This is a genomic window from Microbacterium sp. NPDC089320 (assembly GCF_040684875.1).
GTDB lineage: Bacteria > Actinomycetota > Actinomycetes > Actinomycetales > Microbacteriaceae > Microbacterium.
On record NZ_JBFBGY010000006.1, the window covers coordinates 47926 to 69050 of the forward strand.

A 21125-nucleotide genomic window follows, 5' to 3' on the forward strand; every position below is an offset into this window, starting at 1 on the left:
AGGAGAGGGGAGCGGGCCCTCAGGGGCGGTAGCCGCGCGGGGTGCCCTGTGTGCTGTCGCGTTCGAGCAGGTGGTGCGAGAGGGTGAGCGCCCGGGGTGGGGCGGTGCGGTCGTCCATGCGCGACTCGAGCAGGCTGAGGGCGGCATCGGCGAACGCCCGCCGGTCGAAGGCGATGGTCGTGAGCGACGGCGACGTGTAGCGCGAGAACTCGACATCGTCGAAACCGGTCACGATCACGTCCTCGGGAACGCGGATGCCGTGATCGTGCAGGGCGTGCAGTGCGCCGAGCGCCAGAGAGTCGGTGAAGGCGATGATCGCATCGAAGGGCACCCGCCGTCGGAGCAGCGTCTCGACGGCATCCGCGCCACCCGTCATCGCCCACGGCATCGGGTTGATCTCGAGCGCTCTGTCGCGGTCGATGCCCACTTCTCGCAGCGCGTCATGCACACCCTCGAGCCGCAGGCGACCCGTCGCGGTCGCGACCGACGGGTCGTCATCGGCGCCGATCACCGCGATGCGGGTCGCTCCCCGAGACAGCACGTGCCGGGTGACATCCGCCGCCGCTCGGCGACTGTCGATGCGCACGTGATCGGCCCGATTCTGCTCGACCTCGCCGAGCACGACGAGCGGTGGCAGCCGGTCGGCGTACTTCAGGACGCTGTCTTCGAGGCGGATGGGATTCAGGATCAGTCCGTCGACCAGGTGCGCACGAGCGCGCGAGACGAGCTCCCGCTCGCGTTCGGGGTCGGTCGCGGTCTCCTCGATCTGCACGGCGAGGCCCCGATCGTGCGCCGCGTCGACGATGCGGTGCATCAGCTCGGCCGAGAACGCGGTCGCGAGGTCGGGCAGGGCCACGGCGATGATTCCCGAACGGCCCTTGCGGAGCCCGCGGGCGTTGAGGTTGGGCACGAAGTCGAGCTCGACCATCGCGGACTCGACCCTGAGCCTGGTCTCCTCGCGAACGGCGACCGTGCCGGTGACGACGTTCGAGACCGTCTTGGGCGAGACGCCCGCGAGTGCGGCGACGTCCTTCATCGTCGCGCGCGGCGGCGGCATCGCTGTCATCCGGTCAGCCTATCCATGGCCGTGGCTACTATGGCCCGATGACCATCGAACGCAACTGGGCCGGCAACCTCACCTACCGCGCATCCGCTGTCGAGCATCCGCGCTCGACGGATGAGCTGCGCGAGGTGCTCGCCCGGGGCGGAGCCGTGCGCATCCTGGGATCGCGACACTGCTTCAACGACATCGCCGACACCGACGGGGTGCTCATCGCCCTCGACCGGATGCCGGTGGTGTTCGAGGTGAACGGGTCCCGAGATGCCGTGCGCGTGTCGGGTGGTCTGCGGTACGGCGATCTCGCTCCGCTGCTCGAGGCCGAGGGGCTCGCACTCGCGAACCTCGCCTCGCTGCCGCACATCTCGATCGCGGGTGCCGTCGCGACCGGAACGCACGGATCCGGCGATGCGACCGGATCGCTGGCCTCCGCCGTGCGCGCGCTGACGATCATCACTCCGGCGGGGGAGGCCCGCACGCTCGCTCGCGGAGACGACGACTTCGACGGTGCGGTCGTCAGCCTCGGCGCACTCGGAGCGGTCGTCGACGTGACGCTCGACGTCGAGCCCGCGTATGAGGTCGCCCAGCATGTGTTCGAGCATCCGTCCTGGGATGCGATCCTCGCCGACTTCGACGAGGTGACGAGCATCGGCACGAGCGTCAGCATCTTCTCGCGGTGGGAGCACACTGATCTCGCCGACCAGATCTGGGTCAAGCAGCGGCAGCCGGAGGCGCGCGAGAACACCCGGGCCGACCTCTTCGCCCGACTCGGAGCAGAGCCGGCGACTGCGAAGCGGCATCCGATCATCGGCGTCGATCCGGTGGCGTGCACCGAGCAGCTCGGGGTGCCGGGGCCGTGGTTCGAACGCCTCGCGCACTTCAAGCTGGAGTTCACCCCCTCGGCCGGCGCCGAGATCCAGAGCGAGTACCTGGTGCCCCGCGCCGATGCGGTCGCCGCCATCCAGGCGGTGCGAACGCTCGCCGGGCAGATCGCCCCGCTGCTGCTCGTGAACGAGATCCGCACGGTCGCCGCGGACGATCTATGGCTCAGCTCGTCGCAGGGCACGGATGCCGTGGGCATCCACTTCACCTGGAAGCCCGACGAGGCGGCGGTGCGCGAGTTCCTGCCGACACTCGAGGCTGCGCTGCCCGAGACGGCCCGCCCGCACTGGGGCAAGGTGTTCACGCTCGATGCCGCCGAGGTGCGCTCGCGTTACGCGCGCTGGGACGATTTCGCCGCCCTCGCGTCACGGTTCGACCCCGAGCGCCGCCTGGTGAACCCGTTCCTGGAGCGCCTCGGGCTGTAGCGCGACGACGCGGCGATCCATTGCAGCCTCTCTGTTGTTCTCGGTAACATTCACCGAGGCTTTTCGAATCGCGCACTTGGCAGATTCCGGGCCGCGAAATCTGCCAGGTGCGCGATTCGAAAGCGGCGACGGAGGTGTGCATGGCGAACGTCGGTTCGGACAAGCCCAACATCCGTCAGGTCGCGACCATCGCGGGCGTCTCGCACATGACGGTCTCGCGGGTCCTCAACGATCACCCGAACATCAAGCCCGACACGAAGCGCCGCGTGCTCGAGGCGATCGAAGAGCTCGACTACCGCCCGAATCTCGTCGCGAGGGCTCTCGCCACGCAGCGCACCCGGCGCATCGGCGTGATCGTCGAGAGCGCGGTGGCGCACGGTCCGACAAGCATCCTGCGAGCCGTCGAGCTCTCGGCGCGTGCCACCGGATACTCCGTCACCCCCATCGCGCTGCACGAGGGCGACCCGCTGTCGCCGCAGCAGGCCGTCGACAACCTCGTCACGCAGGGCGTCGATGCACTGTGCGTCATCGCGCCCCGCTCGTCGTCGGTGGCGGCTCTGCGCCGCATCGCGATCACCGTGCCCATGCTCGTGGTCAAGGCCGACGCCGACCCGACCTTCCTCACGGTGTCGATCGACCAGCATGCGGGCACGACGTCGGTGGTCGATCACCTCGTCGCGCTCGGGCACCGCGACATCCTGCACCTCTCGGGGCCGCTCGACTGGCTCGACGCGAGGGCGCGGGAGCGCGCCTTCCATTCGAGGGCCAAGTCGTGGGGCATCCGTGAGCGGCCCATCGTGGTCGGCGACTGGTCGGCCGACTTCGCCTACGACTTCGCCAAGGGACTCACCCGGCTGCCGGACTACACGGCGATCTTCGCCGCGAACGACGACATGGCGATGGGGCTGATCCATGGCCTGCACGACCGGGGCTTCGAGGTGCCGCGGGATCTGAGCGTGGTCGGGTTCGACGACATCCCGTTGGCGCGGCACTTCATCCCGCCGCTCACGACGGTGCGCCAGGACTTCGGGGCACTGGGCGTCGCGGTGGTCGAGATGCTGCGCGCGGCGATCGAGGGACGCGACATACCCGCGCTCACCCGGATCCCGACCGAGCTGGTCGCCCGCGGGTCGTCGGCCGCACCCCGGGAGGTGCGATGACGCCCGACCGTGGTCCCGAGCCTGTCGTGCGGCTCGAGGGCATCACGGTCGACTTCCCCGGCGTGCGTGCGCTCGACAGCGTCGACTTCCGGCTGTTCCCCGGCGAGGTGCACGCCGTCATGGGCGAGAACGCCGCGGGCAAATCGACCCTCGTCGCGGTGATCACCGGCACGCTCGTGCCCGAGGAGGGGGCGGTGCTCGTCGACGGCGAGCGGCGGCGGTTCTCCGGAGTGGCCGACAGTCGAGCGGCGGGGATCGCGACGGTGTTCCAGGAGACCCAGCTGAGCCCCAACCTCAGCGTCGCGGAGAACGTGATGCTCGGAAGAGAGCGGCGGGGTCGGTTCGGCATCGACTGGCGCAGGACGAGGACGGATGCCGCCGAGGCGCTCGCCAGGCTCGGGCTCGACGGCCTCGACCCGAAGACGCCGCTGTCGCTGCTCACTCCCGCGCAGAAGCAGCTGGTCGCCCTCGCGCGCGCCGTCGTCGACGAGCCGAGGGTGCTCGTGCTCGACGAACCCACGTCGAGCCTCGACGTCGCCGAGGTCGCGACGCTGATGCGGGTCATCCGCGGCCTGCGGCAACGAGGGGTCGCGATCCTGTTCATCTCGCACTTCCTCGAGCAGGCGTTCGCGATCAGCGACCGCATGACCGTTCTGCGCAACGGGCGGCGGGTCGGCGAATTCGCGACGCGCGACCTCGACCGCGCCGACCTGATCTCGAAGATGCTCGGCAAGGACATCGACAGCCTGCGGGCGCTCGGCTCGGAACGCAAGGCCCATCACTACGCATACGACGGGGAGCCGGCGATGCAGGCATCCGGGGTCGGTCGACGCGGCGAGCTCGAGCAGATGGACGTCGAGATCCAGCGCGGGGAGATCGTGGGACTCGCGGGGCTGCGGGGCTCGGGGCGCACCGAGCTCGCGTCGCTGCTCAGCGGCTCGGCCCGCGTCGACACCGGAGAACTGTGGGTCGACGGCGAACGGGTGCAGCTGCGGAGCCCGTCGGCGGCGCTGCGGCACCGGATCGCACTGTCGGCCGAGAACCGGGGGACCCAGGGCATCATCGGCGAACTCACGGCGCGAGAGAACATCATCCTCTCGCTGCAGGCGCTGCGCGGGTGGACTCGGCCGCTCTCGCACGCCGAGTCGCGGAGTCTGGTCGAGACCTACGTCGAGGCTCTGCATCTCGACGCCGCCGACCTCGACCGCCCGGTCGGGCTGCTGTCGGGGGGAACCCAGCAGAAGGTGCTGCTCGCCCGTGCGCTGGCCGTGCGTCCGCACGTGCTGATCCTCGACGAGCCCACCCGCGGGATCGACATCGCGGCGAAGATCGACGTGCAGCGCCGGATCAGCCAGCTCGCCGGAGACGGAGTGGCCGTCGTCTTCATCTCGTCCGAGCTCGAAGAGGTGGTGCGTCTGAGCGATCGCATCATCGTGCTCAAGGACCGCGAGAAGATCGGCGAGCTGAGCAACGGTCCCGGTGTCACGGTCGACACGGTGGTCGAGATGATCGCCGCCGAGCTCAGCCACAGCATCGATCTGTGATCGGTAACAAGAACCCGCCTCGTTGACATCGCCGAGTTTCGGATCACCTCTTGTGTTCCAGAAATTGTTCCCGGTAACATCGCCGCAGGACATGCGATGCAGATGTCCTGCAATCACGATCGGACCATGACTGGTCCCCCACCGCCGGAGTGACCGGCATCTCAACGAGGAGAAGAAATGTCCGCGAAGAAGCGCATTCGCATCGCGTTCGGCCTGGCAGCAGTCGGCGCACTCACCATCGGCCTCGCGGCCTGCTCGACCGGCGACTCCGACGCCGGAGGCGACGGCGGCGGGGACGGGATCACGACCGTCGGCTTCGTGGCCGTCGGCCCTGAGGGCGCGTGGCGCGAGGCCAACGAGCAGAACATCCAGGACACCTTCACGGAGGAAGCCGGATACGACCTCAAGTACGCGCCGGCCACCAACCTCGACCAGAAGTCGCAGATCGACGCATTCACGTCGTTCGTCGACGAGGGCGTCGACGTGATCCTGCTCTCGGCCACCGAGGCTTCGGGCTGGGAGGACTCTCTCAAGCGCGCACAGGAGGCGGAGATTCCCGTGATCCTGCTCGACCGCGGCATCGAGCCCGACGACGACAGCCTCTACGTCACCCGCATCGCCCCCGACAACGTCGAGGTCGCGAAGGAGGTCGGCACCTGGGCCGCCGCGACCTTCCCCGACGGCGGCAACTACGTCGTGCTCGAGGGACCGGCCGGCGTGGGCGTCGTGAACGAGCGCAACACCGGCTTCGACGAGGGTCTCGGCGACTCGTCGCTCACCAAGGTCGACGCGCAGACGGCGAACTGGTCGGCGGAGGAGGGCAAGAGCGTCTTCGAGACCATGCTCAAGTCCTCGAACAACGACATCCAGCTCGTGTTCGCGCAGAACGACGAGATGGGCCTCGGCGCCGCGCAGGCCGCCGAGGAGGCCGGCCTGGTCGTCGGTGAGGACGTCAAGATCGCCACGATCGACGGCACCAAGAACGCCATGCAGGCTCTCGCCGACGGTCAGCTCAGCTACGTGCACGAGTACAACCCGCTCTTCGGCGAGACGGCCCTCGAGGTCGTCGAGAAGGCTCTCGCCGGCGAGGACGTCGACTCGTACATCGTCGTCCCCAGCGAGGCGTTCGATTCCGCAGAGGCAGCGCAGGCCGTGCTCGCCGACCGCAAGTACTGATCCGCCGCCGGAGCGATCAGCCAGTGAGCCCGGGCGGTGCGCACAGCCGCGCCGCCCGGGCTCGTCCGGAGGAGGAGACACCGATGAACCACCAACTGCCCATCGTCGAGATGCGCGGGATCTCGATCGAGTTCCCCGGGGTGAAAGCCCTCGACGGGGTCGACTTCCGGCTCTTCCCCGGCGAGGTGCACGCGCTCATGGGTGAGAACGGCGCCGGCAAATCGACCCTCATCAAGGCGCTGACCGGCGTCTATCCGATCGACTCGGGGTCCATCGTCGTGGCGGGCGCCGAACGCAGCTTCGCCGGCACCGGAGACGCGCAGGATGCCGGGATCTCGACGGTGTACCAGGAGGTCAACCTCGCCCCGAACCTCTCGATCGGCGAGAACGTCATGCTGGGCCATGAGCGGCGTGGCGCGTTCGGCATCAACTGGACGGCCACCCATCGGGCCGCCACCGAAGCCCTCGAGCGCCTCGGCCTCGGCCACCTCGACACGCGCAGGCCGCTGTCGACACTCTCGATCGCGCTGCAGCAGCTCGTCGCCATCAGCCGGGCGATGGCGATCAAAGCCAAAGTGCTCATCCTCGATGAGCCGACATCGAGCCTCGACGCGGCCGAGGTCGAGGGACTCTTCGCCGTCATCCGCTCGCTGCGCGACCAGGGGGTCGCGATCCTCTTCGTCTCGCACTTCCTCGATCAGATCTATGCGATCAGCGACCGGCTGACGGTGCTGCGCAACGGTCGCTACCAGGGCGAGCACCTCACCCGCGACCTCGACCGGCACGCTCTCATCTCGACCATGATCGGCAAGGACCTCGACGCGCTGAAGTCCCTCGGCGGCAACCGCCGGCGCGCGCCGCGAGATGCCGACGAGAAGCCCCTGCTGTCGGCGGTGGGCATCGCTCGACGTGGTGCCGTCGAGACGACCGACCTCGACATCCGACCCGGCGAGGTCGTCGGCTTCGCGGGCCTCCTGGGCTCGGGTCGCACAGAACTCGCCCGTCTTCTCTACGGAGCCGATCGCGCCGACGACGGCGTGATCGAACTGCACGGACGCCGGATCGACCTGCGATCGCCGTCTGACGCGCTCCCGAAGAAGATCGCCTTCTCGACCGAGAACCGTCGCGACGAGGGGATCATCGGCGACCTCACCGTCCGCGAGAACATCATCCTCGCGGTGCAGGCCGAGCGGGGGTGGGCGCGGCCGATGAGTCGGAAGGAGCAGGATGCGATCGTCGACCGCTACATCGAGCAGCTGAACGTGCGTCCTGCCGACCCGGACCGGATGATCAAGAACCTGTCCGGCGGAAATCAGCAGAAGGTGCTTCTCGGGCGCTGGCTCGCCACGCAGCCCGAGCTGCTCATCCTCGACGAGCCGACCCGCGGCATCGATGTGGGGGCGAAGGCGGAGATCCAGGAGGCGGTGGCCGAGCTCGCCGAACAGGGCGTCGCCGTCGTCTTCATCTCGTCCGAGCTCGAAGAGGTGGTGCGACTGTCCGAGCGGATCGTCGTGCTGAAGGACCACCGCAAGATCGGCGAGATCCAGAACGGGCCCGACGTCACCGCCCAGGTGATCGTCGACGTCATCGCCGCGCACGGAGTGGAGGCCGCCGCCGACACCCTCGACGACGCCGACCGTGCACTGCCGGATACGATCGGCCACACGACTGACAAGGAGGCAGCGCGATGACCGCGGCAGCCGGCACCACCCTCTGGCGGGAACTGATCCACAAGCCGTTCTTCTGGGGCATCGTCGCGATCCTCGCGCTGCTCGCCCTGAACGTGATCAAGGACCCGACCTACCTCGCGCTCTCGATCAATCCGAACAACGGCAACCTCGTCGGCAACCTCATCGACATCCTGCGCCAGGCGGCCCCGATCATGATGATCGCGATCGGGATGTCCCTCGTGATCGCCACCGGCGGCATCGACCTCTCCGTCGGCTCGCTCATGGCCGTCGCGGGGGCGGTGTCGATGGAGTTCCTCAGCGCCGCCGGCGACTCGTTCGGCGCGGCACTGGCCGCCGTGGGGCTCGCGCTGCTGATCACCGGCATCCTCGGTGCGGTGAACGGCATCCTGGTCGCGTATGTCGGGCTGCAGCCGTTCATCGCGACGCTCGTGCTCATGCTCGCCGGCCGCGGCATCGCCAAGGTCATCACCGGCGGGCAGAACACCACCGCATCGAACGACGCGTTCCGGTGGATCGCGAACGGCTTCGTGATCGGCATCCCGGTGGTGTTCATCCTGGCCGTGCTGATCGTGATCGCCGTCGGCTGGGTGGTGCGCCGCAGTGCTCTCGGACTCATGATCGAGGCGATCGGCATCAACCCGCGGGCCAGTCGGATGGCGGGCATCAAGCCCAAGGGCCTGCTGCTCACGGTGTACATCATGAGCGGCATCCTCGCGGGAATAGCCGGGATCATGTCGGTGGGCAGCGTCATGACCGTCGACATCTCGCGCACCGGGTACCAGCTCGAACTCGATGCGATCCTCGCGGTCGTGATCGGCGGGGCCTCGCTGGCGGGCGGCAAATTCTCGCTCAGTGGCGCGTTCGTCGGCGCCCTGCTCATCGCGACTCTCGACAAGACCGTGCTGTATCTCGGCGTCTCGTCGTCGGCGACCCCGGCGTTCAAGGCCATCGTCATCGTCGTGCTGTGCCTGCTGCAGTCGCAGCGCGTGCGCAGCTGGTTCCGATCGCGTCGTACAGCGCGACCGGTCGAACAGACCGTCGCGAAGGAAGAGGTGTCCGCATGAGCGTCATGACCGCCCCGCCGTCCGCTCAGGCGACCGAGAGCGTCGTCGACCGCCTGCGACGCATGATCACGGCGAACCCCTCGGTGCTGCCGACGATCGCCTCGGTGGTCATCTTCGTGGGCATGGTGATCTTCGGCGAGGTGGCCTACGGCCGCATCGTGCAGTTCAACACGCTGTCGAACCTGCTCATCAACAACGCGCACCTCATCGTGCTCGCGGTCGCGCTGACCTTCGTCATCCTCACGGGCGGCATCGACCTCTCGGTCGGATCCATCATCGCGGTCTCCTCGGTCGCCGGCGTCATGCTCTCGAACGCCGGATGGAACGCCTTCGCGGTGATCATCGCGATGATCGGCATCGGGGTGCTCTTCGGCATCGTGTCGGGTGTGCTGATCCGCTATTTCGACGTGCAGCCGTTCATCGCGACGCTGGCGATGATGTTCCTCGGGCGGGGTCTCGCCTCGCTGCTGAGCACCAAGCCCGAGCGTCTGGGCGAGGAGTCGCCGATCCGCTGGATCGGCACGCAGCTGAAGATCATCGACGGTCCCAAAGTCAACGACCTCGTGATCACCCCGGCGGTGCTGGTGGCGGTGATCGTCGTGGCCGCCGCGTTCTTCGTGCTGCACCGCACGCGCACCGGCCGCACCGTGTATGCGATCGGCGGCTCCGAGAGCTCGGCGCTGCTCATGGGGCTGCCCGTGCACCGCACCAAGGTGCTGGTCTACGTGATCAGCGGCGGCCTGGCAGGTCTCGCCGCGGTGCTCTACACCGCGCGGCTCGGCACCGCCCAGAACATCACCGGCATCGGATGGGAGCTCGACGCGATCGCGGCGGCAGTCATCGGCGGCACCGTGCTGACCGGGGCCTACGGCTACGTGCTGGGATCGGTCGTCGGCGCGCTGGTGCTCGGTCTGATGAACGTGCTCATCACGCGAGACGGCGGCATCCCGCCCGAGATGACGACGATCATCACCGGGGGCATCCTGCTCGTCTTCGTGCTGCTGCAGCGGGTCGTGACGAGGAAGCGGGAGTAGCGCTTCTCGACGAGTCGCGCGAAGGACCCCCTGTCCGGTGGGCAGGGGGTCATTCGCGCGCCGGGGAGGATTAGCGGTCCCGCTCTGCGTATTGGAATACAACACGCATGAACCGTTATGTGCGTCATTCGGGGACACTACTGTGAGAGCACGTAATTTTGGGGGGAAAACGTGCGCCAGCCGATCCATGTGGACTACGACGGTATGCAGGGCATGACTAGAACGCTGAACGGCCTCGCCGTCGGCGGATCAGCGAGTGGCTTCGATCTCTCGCCGATGAGGAGCGATCTCGTGGCCTCGGCCGCCTCGACGTTCTCGCGCGGCTGGGGAGATGTGCTCGTCGCGCTCGAATGGGATGCGCGCAGTCTCGCCGGTTCCGTCGATGAGACGGTCGCCGACTTCGTCGCTGCCGAACAGGCGCACGTGGATGCGCTCACTCGCTTCGTCGCTGCGCTGGATGAATGATGCCTTCCCACTGGACACGGTCGGATCCGGGGGCGGGCGATGTCGGAGCATGCACGGTCGCCGCTCGATGGGCTGAGCTGCAGGTCTCCGATCTGTCCGACGCGCAGGTCGCGGTGACGACGATCCTGCGTGCTCTCGACGCCTCGTGGACTGGGGAGAGTGCCGACGCCTTTCGCGGGCGTGCGGTCCGGCTGCGACGCGACCTCGAGGACTCCGTCGAGGCGATGGATGCTGCGCGCAAGGGTGTCGGGGAGTACGGCGACGCTGTGGCCGAGATCGCGGCGAGGGCTGAGCTGCTGAGGCAGGACATCGCTGCGGCGCAGCTGACCCTTGACATGGTGCGCGAAGGACAGGTCTTCGACAACGACGCCGCGGGACTGGAGCACGCGTACCAGGCGGAGCGGCAGGCCACGATCGATGCGAGAACCGCGACCGACGCACTCGCCGAGCTCGCCAGGGACAGAGCGAACGCGGATCAGACTCTCGCGAGTCTGCTGGCCCGCGTGGCATCAGCCGCCTGGGACGGGTTGCGTTGCGTCGCCGCGACTCAGGAGGGCTCGCGCCGTGATCGTGCGAATGAAAGCGTCATGGAGATGCTCGCCCGGTTCTGGAAGGGCGACCTCGGACGGGGGACGGTCCTCGGCCCCGACGATCCCTTCGTGTCGACCTTGATGCGGAGCGAACACATCCAGAAAGTGCGAGAGCGCGTACTGGCAGATCTGCGAAGTGGAACTCTGACGTCGGCAGAAGAGGAGTCCTACGACCGCTCCATCAGCAACAATCCATCGGTGCTCATCAACGATGGCGTGAACCTCGCAACCAGCACGATGTCCGGCCCCGTTGCAGATTTTCACCTGGGCAGCCAGAATCTTCCGGAGTCGTTCCTCGGGTCGTACTCGCTCCAGGTGTTCGCGGGTGACCCCAGCGTCGATGGAGGCGTCGAGGTGACCTACGTGATCAATAACGACACGACCATCGATTCCGCGACACGCATCCCGGGACCCGGAGGCGGCCATCTTCCGATCGTCTACCCTTCGATGATCGCCGCGGAGGCCGACAGCGGCGAGTGGGCATCGCAGCACCAGACGATCGCGTGGACGGAGACGGTTTTTCCATGAGGGAGCTCATGCACCAGAGGAGGGGCGTCGCCGTGGCGGGCGGAGGTATCGTCGTGGCCGTGGTGCTCACAGGATGCGCGCCGGAACTCTCGTCCCCCGTCGGAGTGTGGGAGGCGGTCGGCGATGACGAAGGAGCTCTTATCGTCAATGCCGACGGCACCTTCGCGGCGGATGCTGTCTCATACGATCTCGTGAACGACCGTGACTCGGACAACGACTTCAGCGGTGCCGGCACCTGGCGGTTGGTAAGGGGAGGTACCGAGATCAAACTCCACATCATCGAGGCCGAACGAGGGGGCTTCGAAGTCGAGCCCGCCAGCTTCTCCGTCGCGTTCGCCAATGGAGTGATGAGATTTCACGACGCCGAGGAGACGGTCGGCATCGAGTTCCGTATCGAAGAGTCAGCAGAGTGATGACCGAAAAGGCCGTCGTCGTCACACCGTCGGAATCCACACCCTCATGGTCGACGGGCCGCGACGGGCCCAGTCGTGATAGGCCACGAGCGGGGCTTCCACCACGTCGTCGGAGGAACGCCGACGCACGGGCAGCACCACCTGTCCATCGCGCTCGGCGGGGTCTCCGGCCACGACCGCGTCACCGACATCAGCTCCGAGATCGATCGACTCGAGCGCCAGAACCTCAGGTCCGCGTTCGATCACGACGCTGCCGCGCACGGCATCCACCATCGGATGCGGTGAGGTGATGCGCGCCACGATCGGCAGGTGCAGCTCGACGACGTCGCCGGCGCGGAACGCACGAGCGACCTCGACGGCACCCGCAGGCGCAGGCGACTCCGAGACATCGTCCTCGCTGTGCACACGCACTGCCGCTCCTTCCGCCCACGAGGGCACGCGCAGCGTGAGCGTGAACTCGGCGTCCTCGGAGATCATGACCCGCACATCGCCGTCGGCGGGGTAGTTCGTCGACACCTCGAACGCCACGACCCGACCGTCGGGCAGCGTCGTTCGCACGGTCGATGGCGCGTACTGGTGCAGCTGCACACCGTCATCATCCGCCGTGGCCACATAGGCGGCGAGGCTCGCGAAGGTGCGCGCCACGTTCGGCGGGCAGCATGACACCTCGAACCAGGGCGCGCGCAGCGACGACGAGGCGCGCATCGAGGTGGCATCCGGATCCGCGGGCACGCCGGGAGTGCGCTGGTGCAGCGTATTGGCATAGAAGAACGAGCGCCCGTCGTCACCCGGCGAGGTCGCGACGACGTTGAACAGGGTCCGTTCGATCAGGTCGGCGTACTGCGGTTCGCCGGTCGCGAGCAGAAGGCGCCACGAGAACATGATCGAGCCGATCCCGGCGCAGGTCTCGGAGTAGGCGCGATCCGGCGGAAGCTCCCAGTCGTCGCCGAACGCCTCGTCCTGGTGATGCGACCCCTGGCCGCCCGTGACATACGTGCGTCGCTCGACCGTGCGACCCCACTGCGATCTCAGGGCGTGGAGGAGCGGCTCATCCGACAGCTCGGTGGCGACGTCTGCGGCGGCCGATGACAGGTAGTTGGCCCGCACCGAGTGCCCGCGCAGCGCCTCGGCGTCGCGCACGGCCACGTCGTCCTGGAAGTACTCGCGCCCGAACTCGATCTCACCGAGCGATCCGCGACCATGCCGCTCGACGAACAGGGCGGCCTGGTCGATGTAGCGCTGCTCGCCGAGCGCACGGCCGAGTTCCGCGAGGCCGACCTCGACCTCGGCGTGCCCACAGATCGCGTCGCGTCCGGTCGCTCCGAATTCACGGCAGACGAGGTCGGCGGCGCGGCGGGCGATGTCGATCAGCCCGTCGTCGGCATCCGGCCTCGTGCGCGCCCGTGCGACGGCGGCCTGGAACAGGTGGCCGAGGCAGTACAGCTCGTGACCCCACTGCAGAGCCGACCAGCGCTCGCCCTGGCCATCGCGCCCGAACATCGTGTTGAGGTACCCGTCGGGCTCCTGCGCGGCAGCGACTCGGTCGACGACCCGGCGGAAGCGCTGCTCGAGGTCGCTGTCGACAGCCGCATCCGTCCGACCGATCTCCCACGCGAGCGCCTCGAGGTACTTGTAGATCTCGGAGTCGGCGAACTCACGCCCCCGGCGACCGTCCGGCAGGGTGCCGGCGGCGGCGAGATCGAAGTTCGGAAGCCACCCCTCCGACTCGAGCCGTGACTCGATGTGAGAGAGAGTGGCCGAGCCGTTGACGGCCTGACGGTCGCTCCAGAATCCGCCGGTGATGCGCACCTCGGAGACGCCGAGCGGGCGCAGCCGGCCGCGGGTGGGGACCACGGGAGCGGCCGGTGTTGTGGTGTCGAACATGGTCATCCCTTGAAAGCGCCGGACATGAAGCCGCGCACGTAGTGTCGTTGCAGGATCAGGAAGAGCAGGATGCAGGGGAGCGCCAGCACGACGACCCCCGCTTCGGTGGCGCCGTAGTCGACGACGCCCTGCACCTGCCCTCGGAGGTTCGCCACCGCCAGCGGCAGCGTCATGCGGTTGGTGTCGTTGATGAGGATCAGCGGCGCCATGAAGTCGTTCCATGCGGTGAGGAAAGCGAACAGGCCCACGGTGACGAGCCCGGGCTTGACCGCGGGAAGCAGCACGCGCCACAGGGCGCCCCAGCTGGAGCATCCGTCGACCATCGCGGCCTCGTCCATCTCCTTCGGGATCGACTCGAACGAGATGCGCATCATGAACATCGAGAACGGCAGCTGGAACATCGTGATCACGAGTGCCACGCCGACGAGCGAGTTCTGCAGGCCGATCGCGTTGAGAATCACATAGAGCGGGATCAGCAGGGTCGCGTACGGCACCATCAGGATCGCGAGGGTCAGCAGGAACAGCGCGTTCTTGCCCGGGAATGAGAAGCGCGCGAATGCGTAGCCGCCCAGCAGCGAGATGAACAGGGTGAGCGCGACGGTGAGCACCGACACGAACAGCGAGTTACCCAGGTACACCCAGATGCCCGCCTGGTACTCGCCGAGGGCGGCGTAGTTGCCGAAGCCCCATCCGTCGGTCTGGCTGGTGCCGGCGACGGGGCTCAGCGACGAGACACCCGTCCAGATCAGCGGGTAGAGGAAGATCAGGGCCAAGGCGGTGGTGAACACCCAGTACGGGATGCCGAAGATGACGCGTGCGGCCGTCGAGCGGTAGCGCGGCGGGGTCGGCTGATGGTTGGGCGCGACGATCGTGCGGGTGAGGGTCTGCGATTGAGTCATGGTGTTCAGCTCTCCGCTCAGTTGTCGTCGGTGCGGCGGAACGCGCGCAGCTGGAAGACGTTGATGACGATGAGGGCCAGCAGCACGATCACCGAAAGGGCTCCCGCGACGCCGAGGTTGTTCTGCCCCTGGAACGCGACGTTGTAGATCAGCTGCACGACCGTCATGGTGCTGTTGTCGGGTCCGCCCTTGGTCAGGATGTAGAACTGCTCGAACGCGAGCAGCGACCCGGTCACGCACATCACCGTCGTGAGGGCGAAGGTCGGCTTGAGCAGCGGCACCGTGATGTCGCGGAAGGTCTGCCAGCGGCTGGCGCCGTCGATGCGGGCCGCCTCGTAGACGTCGTCCGGGATTCCCTGCAGGCCGACGAGCATGAGCAGCATGTAGAACCCCGCGAAGCGCCACACGATCAGGAAGATAGTCGACCACAGCGCGCCTTCGGGGGTGCCGAGGAACGTGATGCCCCACGACTTCATCAGTTCGGCGAACGGGCCGGCGATGGGGGAGTAGAGCACGTAGAACAGCAGCGAGGCGGATGCCAGGCCGAGCGCGCTCGGGATGAGGAAGGCGGTTCGCAGGAACCCCTTCCACCGTGTCGACTCCTGCACGAGAAGGGCGAGGCCGAGCCCCAGGCCGATGAGGATGACGGTGGTGATGACGGTATAGAGCAGGGTGAAGCGGATCGAGTCCCAGAAGAGGCGGTGCGTGACGGCATCCGTGTAGTTCTCGGGGAGGTTGATGCCCTGGTTGCCGCTCAGCAGGGGCCAGTCGGAGGCCGACATCTGGAACACGAGCACCAGCGGGACCACGAACAGCAGGGCGACGAAGATCGCCGTCGGGGCGGCGTACAGCCACCCCTGCACGGGGCCGCCGAAGCCGGTGCGCGGTCGGCGACGGCGCAGCGGAGGAGCGGTGGAGGTCATCTCGTTCTCTTTCGATCGGGGACGGACGAGGTGGGTGGGGGCGACGCGAGTCGCGCCGCCCCCGCGCGATCACTGCGACAGGATCGCGGTGATCTCCTCGTTGTCGGCCGGAACGGAGTCGTCGCCGTTGAGCACGGCATTGCGCACGAGCGTCAGCCACGGGCTTCCGGGGGCGTTGAACGCCTGCTGGAAGTTCAGCGCCACCGGGGTGTCGCCCTGGGCAGCGACCTCGTTGATCGTGACGAGGCGAGGGTCGGCTGCGGCGTACTCGTTGTCGGCCAGATCGCCGCGGGAGACGGCGTTGCCGTCCTTCGCGAGGACCTCCACCTGAGCATCCTCCGACATCATCCAGTTGAGGAAGTTCCAGGCCTGCGCCGCCTTCTCGGAGTCCTTCGAGATGCCGATGCCGTCGCCGCCGACGAACGTCGAGGCGCCACCGTCGACGCCGGGGATGCCGGCGACCCCGGCGTCGAACTCGAGCGAGGGGAGCAGCGTGGCGGGGAACGGCATGACGCCGACCTTGCCCTCGCTGAACGCGGCGGTCCAGGTGGGGCCGGCCTCGTCGGTCGAGCTGGGGAGCACGGCACCCGCCTCCTCCAGCTTCGCCCACGTGTCGTACACGGCCTGTGCGGAGTCGCCGTCGAGCAGCGACTCGGTGCCGTCGTCGTTCATGACCTCGTCGCCGGACGCCCAGATCGAGGGGAACCACGTGAAGACCAGGCAGCCGCCGCAGTTGAGGCCGGTGGCGGTGCCGTATGTGTCGGGCTTGTTCAGCGCCTGCACGGCCATGGCCGCTTCAGCGAACTCCTCCAGAGTGGCGGGTGCCTTCTCGGGGTCGAGCCCGGCCTCGGCGAAGAGCTCCTTGTTCCAGAACAGCATCGACAGGTCGAGCGCGAACGGCAGCACGTACTCGGCCCCGTCCACGGTACCGGCCGCGAGGTGGCCGGGGTTGATGTCGTCCTTGAAGTCGAGAGCGTCGATCTGCTCGGACATGTCCTGGAACAGGCCCTGCTGTGCCCAGTTGGGCACGTAGACGATGTCTGCGGCGAACAGGTCGGGCAGTCCACCCGAGCCGGCGGCGGCGCCGACCTTGGCGACATAGTCGTCGTTGGGGACGACCGTGAGCTCGACCTGGTTCTCGTGGCTGTCGTTGTAGGCGTCGACGAGCAGCTTCGCCTGGCGCTCGATGGGCGCGCGGGTCCACAGCGTCAGGGTCGTGCCGTCGTCGGTGCCTTCGGCGGTGATCGGCTCGTCGGAGGCGGCGTCGTCACCGGCGGGTGCGCAGGCGGCGAGACCGCTGACGAGCAGGCCGGCCGCGATGACGGCGGCTGCTGCCCGACGTGCGGCGTGGGTGCGGGTGGTGTTCATGGGCGGGGGCTCCTCTGGGCTCGTCCTCGAGCGGGTGCGATGTGGCGCTTCGACAGTGCAGCGCCGGTGTGGAGATGAGGTGGAGATCGGGTTCTCCGAAATCTACGAAAACCCTTTCGAAAAGGTATAGCGTGGTTTCGGCGGGGGCGTCAACCCTCGTTCCGATAACCTTTCAGCACAGAGGAGTGGGATGACGGATACGACCGGAGCGCGAGCTGCGACCCTCGGCGACGTCGCCGCGCGAGCGGGGGTGTCGATCTCGACGGCGTCCAAGGCGCTGAATGACCGCGGCGATGTCTCGGCCTCGACGCGGGCCAAGGTGCGCGCGATAGCCGAGGAGCTCTCGTTCACCCCCAACGCCATGGCGCGTGGCCTCCTCGCCGGCCGCACCGGAACAGTCGGCCTGCTCACCAGCGACCTCGAGGGTCGCTTCATGATCCCGATCCTGATGGGTGCGGAGGATGCGTTCGGGGCCGGTCGCATCAACGTGTTCCTGTGCGACGCGCGGGGTGACGCGATCCGCGAGCAGCACCACCTGAAGGAGCTGCTGAGCCGCCGCGTCGACGGCATCATCGTCGTGGGTCGGCAGACGGACGCTCGACCCTCGCTGGGTCAGGAGATCCCGGTTCCGGTCGTCTATGCATACGCCCCGTCAGACGATCCTCGGGACCTGTCGCTGACCCCCGACAACTACGCCGGAGGGCGTCTCGCGATCGAGCATCTGCTGTCCTGCGGGCGGCGGCGCATCGCGCACATCTCGGGTGACCCGACCTACGCCGCAGCGCAGGATCGCCTCGCCGGCGCCAGGGCGGCGCTCGCCGAAGCCGGTCTCGAACTCGTCGGCGAGCCGATGTTCTCGGAGTGGACCGAGCACTGGGGGCGGGATGCCGCGGCCATGCTGCTGCAGCAGCATCCGGACATCGACGCCGTGTTCTGCGGATCCGATCAGATCGCTCGCGGCGTGCTGGATTCGGCGCGGGATCTCGGCCGGACCGTGCCGGACGACCTCGCGGTGATCGGCTACGACAACTGGGAGGTGCTGGCCACCAACTCCCGCCCCGAACTCACGAGCATCGACGCGAATCTGCAGCAGCTCGGCCGTCAGGCGGCGCTCCGGGTGTTCGACGCGATCGACGGGATCGACGTCGGCGAGGGATCGCACCACCTGCCGGTGCGGCTCGTGATCCGCGGATCGACCATCGCCCGGCGCTGAGCGCGGCGCTGCCGTCGAGTCTTCGCGGGCCGCCGATCACCCCACTATGAGCTTGCGTTGCTCCTCTGTCAGACCATCCAACCGTCCTCCGGGAAGAACATCGGTGAGTTTCCCCGTCGCCCGCGCTCCCAGAAAGGGCCACAGCTGTTCGCCCGTGTCGGACGGGTTGGTAACGATGAAACCCTGAGGGCTCAGAAGGGGCCAGCGCGGCTTGCCGGCAGCGTCTGCGTCGCCTGCTTCGACTCGATACTCCTCCGACACCTGCAGCTGCTCACGACTCAGCTCATCGTCGAGATAGGCCACCACCTCGAGGTCTCGCGGCAGTGCCTCGGAGACCTCTTGAGGCTCCAACGATGGTGAGATCACGGGTATGTAGATGACGTCCCCTGGGTGCAGCGGTGTCCCGTCGTTCTTTGTGACCTTCTTGACCTCCACTTCGGCGAGGAGTGCTGCGCCAACGGGGGTTCCAGTGGCGGTGGTGACTTTGTCTCCCGCGAGCCAGCGGTGCACGGTACCGGTGATCACAGCCGCCGAGCGTTGCCCGACATCTGTCGTGTTCTGGAAGATGATGGTCGAAACGGCACTGACATCGAGAGACAGGAGCATGTCAACGGCGTCAGATTGCGCTCCTTCCTGTGCGACGGATACCGGAGCCGGGTGGGTTCCTGCCGCTGGCGCGCACGAGCTCAGTAGCAAGACCAACGCCGGCACCAGTGCGGCACCCGCTCGGACGAAACCACGCTGTTCCATACGCTCAGGCTAGGCCCGTCGTGCCGAGATACCGGAATGTGGTGAAGCCCTTGCGGGTAGATTCCGATCAGACCTCGTCGCGCCAGGAGTGCTGCGGGTCGAAGCCCAGGATGCGGCGGGCCTTGTCGATCGAGAGCAGGGTCTCGTTCGGACCGAACTCGCGGGCGACGGGCACCTCGGGGAAGACCTCGGCGAGCAGTTCGGCGTTCGGGCGCGTCATCACGGTGTCGGCCGCAGCGATGATGAAGTTGTCGAACCCGGGTGCTGCGACCTCGAGCGCACGCTCCACCGCCTGTGCGCCGTCGCGCGCATCGATGTATCCCCAGAGATTCCACTTGCGGCGCAGCGCGTCGCCGTTGAACGACGGGAACTCGGCGTAGTCCTCCGGATTCATGACGTTGGAGAACCGCAGCGCCGTGATCGACAGGTCGGGGTGCCAGCGCACGAGCTCCTTCGCCAGCTGCTCCTCGAGCGTCTTGACGAGCGAGTAGACCGACTCCGGGCGAGCGGGGTAGTCCTCGTCGACCGGCACGTAGGGCGGGGGCACATCGAACGGCAGCCCCAGCACGGTCTCGCTCGACGCGTAGACGATGCGACGGATGCCGAGTCGCACCGCCGCCCAGAACACGTTGAACGTGGCGGGCATGTTGTTGTGGAAGGTGGCCACGTCGCTGCGGATGCCGGGCGCCGGGATGGCGCCGAGGTGCACCACGGCGTCGAAGCCGTCGTGTCGGTCGCCGACCGCCGTGAAAGCATCCACGACCTGGCCGTAATCCGTCAGGTCGACCTGCACGAAGTCGGGGGCGCGGGTCCCCGCGAGGTCCATGCCGATGACCTCGTGTCCGTGGGCGCGGAGCTCCCGCGCGACGACGCTGCCGAGCTTGCCCGATGATCCCGTGAGTGCGATGCGCATGTCACCAGAGTGGCACGAACGCGAAGGGCGGGGGCCGCTCGGCATACACTCGTCGGCGTGAGTGACACGAGCAGCGAGCCCCGTCGCACCGTCGGCGTGCGCGATGTCGCGGTGCTCGCGGGGGTCTCGCGGCAGACGGTGTCGCGCGTGCTGAACGACCACCCCGAGGTGGCGGCGGAGACCCGCGAACGGGTGCTCGCCGCGATGACCGAGCTCGGCTACCGCATGAACAACGCCGCCAGGGCGCTGGGCACCCGTCGCTCCCGCACTCTCGGCGTGCTCGCGACCGACGCCCTGCACTACGGCCCCTCGCGCAGCATCGCCGCGCTCGAGGCGTCTGCCCGCGAAGTCGGCTATTGGCTGAGCGCCGCCTTCGCGGATGCCGGAGATGCGGATTCCGTGGTCGCCGCCGTCGATCACCTCGTCATGCAGGGAGTCGAGGGCGTCGTCGTCGTCGCACCCCACGCCCACACCCTCGACGCGCTCGACGCCGTGCGCATCGGCGTTCCCGTCGTCACCCTGCACGCGGCCGACCGCGGAGCGAGGGGCCTCTCGGTCGACCAGGCGGCTGGGGCGCGACTCGCCGTCGCGGCCCTCGCTGACGCCGGACACACCCGCATCGCGCATCTTGCCGGACCGGCCGACTGGCTCGAGGCCGAATCGCGCATCCAGGGCTTCACCGCCGAGCTCTCCGCCCGCGGCTTGACTCCAGGCCCCGTGGTCGAGGGCGACTGGACCGCCGGCTCGGGCTATGCGGCGGTCGACGCGGTGCGGGCATCGGGTGTGACTGCCGTGTTCGCCGCGAACGACCAGATGGCGCTCGGGCTGCTCGGCGGTCTGCACGAGGCCGGGCTCTCAGTGCCTGCGGACATCAGCGTGGTCGGCTTCGACGACACTCCGGACGCCGCGTTCTACTGGCCGAAGCTGACGACCGTGCGGCAGGACTTCTCCGAGCTGGCCCGCCGTGCCGTGGCGGCGGTGCTCGCGGACAGCGCCGACGCGGAGGCATCTGACCTCCCGCCTGTCGCGCCCGTGCTCGTGACCCGCGCCTCGGTCGCCCCGCCGCGCTGAGCGCCGCCGACGCCTTGACGGTCGACAGGCCGCCGTGACACACTTCTGTGACCGGTCACAGTGACACCCGCCGAC

Annotated in this window: 19 protein-coding genes; 12 read left to right on the top strand and 7 right to left on the bottom strand. The window is 68.1% G+C overall.

The genetic code is table 11. The annotated features are described in order from the left end of the window. Positions 1-19: 19 nt before the first annotated feature. The gene (locus tag AB0N61_RS16495) at positions 20-1066 is read right to left on the bottom strand and encodes a LacI family DNA-binding transcriptional regulator (RefSeq protein ID WP_363365438.1); all 1047 of its coding nucleotides are present in this window, start codon (positions 1064-1066) and stop codon (positions 20-22) included. 38 nt (positions 1067-1104) lie between these two features. Between AB0N61_RS16495 and AB0N61_RS16500 the strand changes: the two genes are divergently transcribed. The 10 genes from AB0N61_RS16500 (at position 1105) to AB0N61_RS16545 (ending at position 12029) form a co-directional block, all read left to right on the top strand. Beyond that, entirely contained in the window at positions 1105-2364 is a 1260-nt protein-coding gene (locus tag AB0N61_RS16500) for a D-arabinono-1,4-lactone oxidase (RefSeq protein WP_363365439.1), read from the top strand. Between the two features lie 140 nt (positions 2365-2504). Continuing rightward, positions 2505-3524 (top strand): LacI family DNA-binding transcriptional regulator, encoded by a 1020-nt coding sequence (locus tag AB0N61_RS16505; protein WP_363365440.1) that lies wholly within the window; start codon positions 2505-2507, stop codon positions 3522-3524. Continuing rightward, entirely contained in the window at positions 3521-5068 is a 1548-nt protein-coding gene (locus tag AB0N61_RS16510; RefSeq protein WP_363365441.1) for a sugar ABC transporter ATP-binding protein, read from the top strand. The genes AB0N61_RS16505 and AB0N61_RS16510 overlap by 4 nt, the downstream gene beginning before the upstream one ends. 177 nt (positions 5069-5245) lie before the next feature. Then, positions 5246-6244, top strand: a complete 999-nt coding sequence (locus AB0N61_RS16515; protein WP_363365442.1) for a substrate-binding domain-containing protein — start codon at positions 5246-5248, stop codon at positions 6242-6244. An 83-nt stretch (positions 6245-6327) separates the two neighbouring features. After that, positions 6328-7935, top strand: a complete 1608-nt coding sequence (locus AB0N61_RS16520) for a sugar ABC transporter ATP-binding protein (RefSeq protein WP_363365443.1) — start codon at positions 6328-6330, stop codon at positions 7933-7935. Then, positions 7932-8999: an ABC transporter permease gene (locus AB0N61_RS16525; RefSeq protein WP_363365444.1), complete on the top strand. Its 1068-nt coding sequence runs from the start codon at positions 7932-7934 to the stop codon at positions 8997-8999. Before AB0N61_RS16520 ends, AB0N61_RS16525 begins: the two co-directional genes overlap by 4 nt. Continuing rightward, entirely contained in the window at positions 8996-10033 is a 1038-nt protein-coding gene (locus tag AB0N61_RS16530) for a sugar ABC transporter permease (RefSeq protein ID WP_363365445.1), read from the top strand. Before AB0N61_RS16525 ends, AB0N61_RS16530 begins: the two co-directional genes overlap by 4 nt. Before the next feature lie 213 nt (positions 10034-10246). After that, a complete protein-coding gene (locus AB0N61_RS16535) occupies positions 10247-10498 on the top strand; it encodes a hypothetical protein (protein WP_363365446.1) in 252 nt (83 codons plus the stop codon). Continuing rightward, positions 10498-11616: a hypothetical protein gene (locus tag AB0N61_RS16540; RefSeq protein ID WP_363365447.1), complete on the top strand. Its 1119-nt coding sequence runs from the start codon at positions 10498-10500 to the stop codon at positions 11614-11616. The genes AB0N61_RS16535 and AB0N61_RS16540 overlap by 1 nt, the downstream gene beginning before the upstream one ends. Next, positions 11613-12029: a hypothetical protein gene (locus tag AB0N61_RS16545; RefSeq protein WP_363365448.1), complete on the top strand. Its 417-nt coding sequence runs from the start codon at positions 11613-11615 to the stop codon at positions 12027-12029. Before AB0N61_RS16540 ends, AB0N61_RS16545 begins: the two co-directional genes overlap by 4 nt. A 21-nt stretch (positions 12030-12050) precedes the next feature. Here the strand turns inward: AB0N61_RS16545 and AB0N61_RS16550 are convergent, their stop codons facing one another. The 4 genes from AB0N61_RS16550 to AB0N61_RS16565 all read right to left on the bottom strand — a co-directional run bounded on the left by AB0N61_RS16550 (position 12051) and on the right by AB0N61_RS16565 (position 17103). After that, positions 12051-13913: a beta-L-arabinofuranosidase domain-containing protein gene (locus AB0N61_RS16550; protein WP_363365449.1), complete on the bottom strand. Its 1863-nt coding sequence runs from the start codon at positions 13911-13913 to the stop codon at positions 12051-12053. Positions 13914-13915: 2 nt separating this feature from the next. Then, complete coding sequence (locus AB0N61_RS16555) at positions 13916-14812, bottom strand: carbohydrate ABC transporter permease (RefSeq protein WP_363365450.1); 897 nt, start codon at positions 14810-14812, stop codon at positions 13916-13918. 17 nt (positions 14813-14829) lie between these two features. Next, complete coding sequence (locus AB0N61_RS16560) at positions 14830-15735, bottom strand: sugar ABC transporter permease (RefSeq protein WP_363365451.1); 906 nt, start codon at positions 15733-15735, stop codon at positions 14830-14832. Positions 15736-15804: 69 nt separating this feature from the next. Beyond that, positions 15805-17103 carry a sugar ABC transporter substrate-binding protein gene (locus AB0N61_RS16565; RefSeq protein ID WP_363365452.1) on the bottom strand — a complete coding sequence of 433 codons (1299 nt, stop codon included), beginning with the start codon at positions 17101-17103 and terminating at the stop codon, positions 15805-15807. A 190-nt stretch (positions 17104-17293) separates the two neighbouring features. Here AB0N61_RS16565 and AB0N61_RS16570 point away from each other — a divergent pair, with 190 nt between their 5' ends. Next, on the top strand, positions 17294-18316 hold the full coding sequence (locus AB0N61_RS16570) for a LacI family DNA-binding transcriptional regulator (RefSeq protein WP_363365453.1): 1023 nt from the start codon (positions 17294-17296) through the stop codon (positions 18314-18316). A gap of 36 nt (positions 18317-18352) precedes the next feature. Here the strand turns inward: AB0N61_RS16570 and AB0N61_RS16575 are convergent, their stop codons facing one another. Together AB0N61_RS16575 and AB0N61_RS16580 are read right to left on the bottom strand one after the other, a co-directional pair. Beyond that, a complete protein-coding gene (locus AB0N61_RS16575; protein ID WP_363365454.1) occupies positions 18353-19066 on the bottom strand; it encodes a hypothetical protein in 714 nt (237 codons plus the stop codon). Positions 19067-19133: 67 nt separating this feature from the next. Then, positions 19134-19979 (bottom strand): NAD(P)-dependent oxidoreductase, encoded by an 846-nt coding sequence (locus tag AB0N61_RS16580; RefSeq protein WP_363365455.1) that lies wholly within the window; start codon positions 19977-19979, stop codon positions 19134-19136. Between the two features lie 57 nt (positions 19980-20036). Between AB0N61_RS16580 and AB0N61_RS16585 the strand changes: the two genes are divergently transcribed. Beyond that, positions 20037-21050 (top strand): LacI family DNA-binding transcriptional regulator, encoded by a 1014-nt coding sequence (locus AB0N61_RS16585; protein WP_363365456.1) that lies wholly within the window; start codon positions 20037-20039, stop codon positions 21048-21050. The last annotated feature ends 75 nt before the right edge of the window (positions 21051-21125 follow it).